This is a genomic window from Xanthomonas sp. SHU 308 (assembly GCF_000364645.1).
Taxonomy (GTDB): Bacteria; Pseudomonadota; Gammaproteobacteria; order Xanthomonadales; family Xanthomonadaceae; genus Xanthomonas_A; species Xanthomonas_A sontii.
Map to the genome: position 1 here is coordinate 1 of NZ_AQOK01000288.1, position 1,637 is coordinate 1,637.

At 71.8% G+C, this 1,637-nt stretch carries 2 protein-coding genes; both read right to left on the reverse strand.

Annotated features, from left to right (window positions below):
- A partial coding sequence (locus D588_RS0110485) for a hypothetical protein (RefSeq protein ID WP_017915936.1) occupies positions 1-406 on the reverse strand: 406 nt, incomplete at its 3' end.
- 115 nt (positions 407-521) lie between these two features.
- The coding region (locus tag D588_RS0110490) for an ATP-dependent helicase C-terminal domain-containing protein (protein ID WP_017915937.1) at positions 522-1,637 on the reverse strand (1,116 nt) is incomplete at its 5' end.

A 1,637-nucleotide genomic window follows, 5' to 3' on the forward strand; every position in this document is an offset into this window, starting at 1 on the left:
CTTCGGTGGCGTCCTGCGCTGCGGCATTGCGGCGCGTGCCGCGGGTGCTGGCAGCGCTGCGGCGCGCACCGACGTTACCGCGCTTGTTGGCGGCTTCGATACGCTGCGCATTGCCTTCGATCGGCGCGCCCTTGTCGCGCTGGCGCTTGCGGTAGATGGCGTAGCCGAGCAGACCCACACCCACGGCGGCAGCGGCGATCGCGATGGCCGGGTTGCGGCGCACGGCGGTGCGCGCGACCTTGGAGCCGGTCTTCACTGCACCCATCGCTGCGCCCGCCTTGAGCGCGCCCATCGCCTTGCCCGACTGCAGCCACTTGTTCGCCTGCGGGCCGAAGTGCTTGAGGCTGTCGCCGGCGTGGCTGGCGAGATCCAGGGCGCGATCGGTGATGATGGTCAGCTTGCTCATGGGCGTCCCCTACTGGCAGGAATGAAGGGTTGCAGTGTCGCCCTCGTACCGTATACGGGGCGTTAGCGCAGCGCCGCGGATTCGTCTGCCCGCTGAATGCGGTGCGCCAGACCCACTAGGTGCCACGCGGCTTGGCGCGATGGCTGGCGGTGGCGGTCCAGGGGTCGTCCGGCCACGGGTGGCGCGGATAGCGGCCTTTCATCTCCTTCTTCACTTCCGGGTAGGTGCTGGACCAGAAGTTGCGCAGGTCCTGGGTGACCTGCAGCGGCCTTCCGCCGGGGGAGAGCAGGTGCAGCAGCAGCGGCACGCGGCCGTCGGCGATGCGCGGGGTGTCGGCCAGGCCGAACAGCTCCTGCAGCTTGACCGCCAGCACCGGCGGCTGCGGCTGCCCGGCATGGTCCAGGCTGTAGTCGATGCGCCGTTCCATGCCCGAGGGCACCGCGATGCGCACCGGGGCATGGCGGTCGATGGCCTGGCGGCGGTCCCACGGCAGCCGCGCCTTCAGCGCCTCGCCCAGCTCGTCCTCGCTCAGCGCATCGAGTCGGGTCTTGCCGGCGAAGGCCGGGCGCAGCCAGTCGTCGAGGCTGTCCAGCAGTGCGGCATCGCCCAGGTCCGGCAGCTCCAGTTCCGGCATCCACTGGCGCAGTCCCGCCACCCGTGCGCGCCATTGCGACAGGTTCTCGCTCCAGGGCAGCGCCTGCAGCCCCAATTCGCGCACCGCCTCGGTCAGCGCCGCGGCTGCTTGCGCCGGCTCGACCCGGCCGGCGGGGCGGCTGTCGAGCACGATGCGGTCGAAGCGGGTCTCGCGCAGCGCCGTGAGCGCGCGCCGTTCCGGGTCCCAACGCACCACGTCTTCCTGTGCGAAGCGCTGCGGAAACTGCGCGCGCAGGTAGCGCTCGTCCACCGGTGCGGCGCGCAGCAGCAACGCGTCCTTGGCCTCATGGCGCAGTTCGGTGACGACCAGCCAGGGTTCGCCGCGCAGGTCGCTGTGCTCGAACAGGCGCACGCTGCGGCCATTGGCTAGCTGGTAGCGCAGCGGATCGCTGGGGTGACGCGTGCCGACGCGGTCGGGAAAGGCGTGCGCGAGCAGATCGCCGAGTTCGTGCGCCTCCACGCTGTCCGGCGCGGCGGCGTCGCTGCGCAGGCGCCGTCGCCACTGCTTGGCGGCGGCATCGATCGCCGCCAGCGCGCTGCGGTTGGCGTCGTGCGGCACGCGGCCGCGGCGGAACGC